Genomic DNA, 2,672 nt, shown 5'->3' on the forward strand with positions numbered 1-2,672 from the left:
GCTGACCGCCTCGCGGTCCACGCTGACGTCACCGGCGCCGACCTCGACCAGCTCGCCGGCGGTCTCGCCGAGCTCGACGATCGCGGCGCCACGCTCATGCTGGCACCCGATCCGGGCGGTGCCGGACCGCCGGCCACCCTCGACGCGGTCACGGTCACCGCCTACACGCTCGTCCCGGTCACCGACGTCCCTGACCGGCTCCGCCCGCAGCTGCAAGCAGGCACGCCGTTGCTGGCGGCCGTGGCGTCGTCCACCGCCGCCACCGGCCTGGCGAGGCTGCTGGGCGACACCGCCACCCGGGTCGCCGCCGCCACGATCGGGGCGCACACCACGCGTGCCGCCTGGCAGGCCGGGTTGACGGTCGCGGCCGAGGCGAGCGAGCCCGACCTCGACGCGCTGGTCGCCGCGGTGATCGACGCGGCCCGATCGCGCCCCGGTGCGGACACCAGCGCCGGGCCCCGGCCGCTGCTGCCGGTGGAGGACCGCCCGTGACGGCCGGTCGGGGGAAGGTCTGGTTCGTCGGTGCCGGTCCGGGCGCCGCGGACCTGCTCACGCTCCGCGCCGCGCAGGTCATCGCCGTCGCGGACGTGGTGATCTGGGCCGCGAGCCTGGTCCACCCCGACGTGCTCGACCACGCCCGTCCCGACGCGGACGTGCTCGACTCGTCGACCTTGACCCTCGAGCAGGTCCTCGACCGCTACGCCCTCGCGGCGCAACGCGGCGAGGTCGTGGCCCGCATCCACTCGGGTGACCCCAGCCTGTACGGGGCGATCCAGGAGCAGATCGACCGTTGCGCCGACCTGGGCCTGGCGTGGGAGATCGTCCCGGGCGTGTCGTCGCTGGCCGCGGCCGCGGCCGCGGTCGGACGCGAGCTGACCGTCCCCGAGGTGGCGCAGTCGGTGGTGATCACCCGGCTGGCGACGCACACGCCGATGCCGCCCGGCGAGGACGTCGCCGCGTTCGCCCGGCACGGCACCACCATGGCGTTGTTCCTCTCCGCCGCCCGACCGCGCCGCCTCCAGCAGGAGCTGCTGTCGGGTGGGTACCCGCCCCACACGCCGTGCGCAGTCGTGTACCGCGCGACCTGGCCGGAGGAGCAGGTCCGCCGCTGCCATCTCGACCAGCTCGCCGCGACCGTCCGCGCCGCCGGCGTGCACCGTCACACGCTGATCCTGGTCGGTCCGGCGCTGGAGCGGGGCGGGGGCCGCAGCCAGCTGTACTCGCCCGGGTTCGCCCACAGTTTCCGTCCGCACCGGCAGGTCACCCCGTGACGCCGGCCCGCCGCGACGTCGACGTCCGCGGGGCGCTCCGCGAGCCCGACCTGCCTCGGACCGCCAAGGTCCGCACCGGGCCGCTGCGGACCGGATGGACCACCGGGACGTGCGCCTCCGCCGCCGCGAAGGCCGCGGTCGCCGCGCTGATCTCCGGCCTGACCCAGACGTCGGCCGAGGTGGCCCTGCCGTCGGGACGGCGCGTCACGTTCCCCGTCGCGCGCTGCACACCGGCGGGCGACGGCTGGGAGGCGGTCGTGATCAAGGACGCCGGCGACGACCCCGACGTCACCGACGGCGCCCACCTGACCGTCGCCGTGCGGTGGGCGGCCGAACCGGGCGTGCACCTCCGGTCGGGACCCGGCGTGGGCACCGTCACCAAACCGGGTCTGGGGCTCGACGTCGGCGGGCCGGCGATCAACCCGGTGCCGCGCCGGATGATCGGCGCGGCGATCGGGGAGGTCACCGACCCGCAGCGGCGCGGTGTCGAGGTCACCGTCAGCGTCCCCGGAGGGCAGCAGCTGGCGCGGCGCACCACCAACCCGCGACTGGGGATCGTCGGTGGCATCTCGATCCTGGGCACCACCGGGATCGTCCGCCCGTTCTCCACCGCGTCGTGGCGGGCGTCGGTGCTCCAGGCCGTCGACGTGATGGCCGCGCAAGGCGAGCGCACCTGCGTGCTCACCACCGGGGGGCGGACGGAACGCGCAGCACGGCGGCTGCTGCCCGACGTGCCCGAAGTCTGCTTCGTCGAGGTCGGCGACTTCTCCGGGAACGCGATCGACCGGGCCGTCGACCGCGGCATCGGTGAGGTCGTGTTCGTGGGGATGGCCGGGAAGCTCACCAAGCTCGCCGCCGGCATCATGATGACCCACTGGACGCGCTCACGGGTGGACACCGACGTCCTCGCCGGCGTCACGGCCCGGGCCGGCGGTGACCGTGACCTCGTCGCCGACGTCCGCGCAGCCAACACCGCCCGCCACGCCTACGAGCTGTGGTCGGAGGCGGGGATCGCCGCAGCCGCCGCGGACCTGCTGTGCGCCCAGGTCGCCGACAACCTGCGCGCCTGGTCGCGGGACCGGCTGGACGTCCACGCGGTGCTCGTCGACTTCGACACGCTCGAGCCGGTCGGGGCCAGCCGCCACGCGCCGCTCGGCGGGCGGGGGAGTGGCCGGTGACCGCCCCGGTGACGGTGGTGGGCGTCGGCCCCGGTGGGCTGGCCGGCGGCGGGGACGAGGCCCTGGCCGGTGCCACGCTGGTCGTCGGCGGTGCCCGGCACCTGGCGCGCTGGGCGCCGCCCGGGATCGCCACCGTCGAGCTGACCGGTGATCTTCAGCCGGGGCTCGCGGCGGTGGCCGCAGCAGCCGGCCCGGTCGTCGTCGTCGCGTCCGGCGATCCGGG

4 protein-coding genes are annotated in these 2,672 nt (G+C 76.2%); all 4 read left to right on the top strand.

Annotated elements, in window-relative coordinates; translation table 11 throughout:
* A partial coding sequence (locus M3N57_00545) for a uroporphyrinogen-III synthase (protein MDP9021195.1) occupies positions 1–492 on the top strand: 492 nt, incomplete at its 5' end.
* Positions 489–1,271 carry a precorrin-4 C(11)-methyltransferase gene (cobM, locus tag M3N57_00550; protein ID MDP9021196.1) on the top strand — a complete coding sequence of 261 codons (783 nt, stop codon included), beginning with the start codon at positions 489–491 and terminating at the stop codon, positions 1,269–1,271. The genes M3N57_00545 and cobM, both read left to right, overlap by 4 nt.
* Positions 1,268–2,449, top strand: coding sequence for a cobalt-precorrin-5B (C(1))-methyltransferase (locus M3N57_00555; GenBank protein MDP9021197.1), 1,182 nt, complete (start codon positions 1,268–1,270; stop codon positions 2,447–2,449). The genes cobM and M3N57_00555 overlap by 4 nt, the downstream gene beginning before the upstream one ends.
* Positions 2,446–2,672 (top strand): hypothetical protein (locus tag M3N57_00560; GenBank protein ID MDP9021198.1); only part of this gene is annotated, 227 nt, incomplete at its 3' end. The genes M3N57_00555 and M3N57_00560, both read left to right, overlap by 4 nt.

This window comes from Actinomycetota bacterium, from assembly GCA_030776725.1.
In the GTDB taxonomy this organism is placed as follows: Bacteria; Actinomycetota; Nitriliruptoria; order Nitriliruptorales; family JAHWKO01; genus JAHWKW01.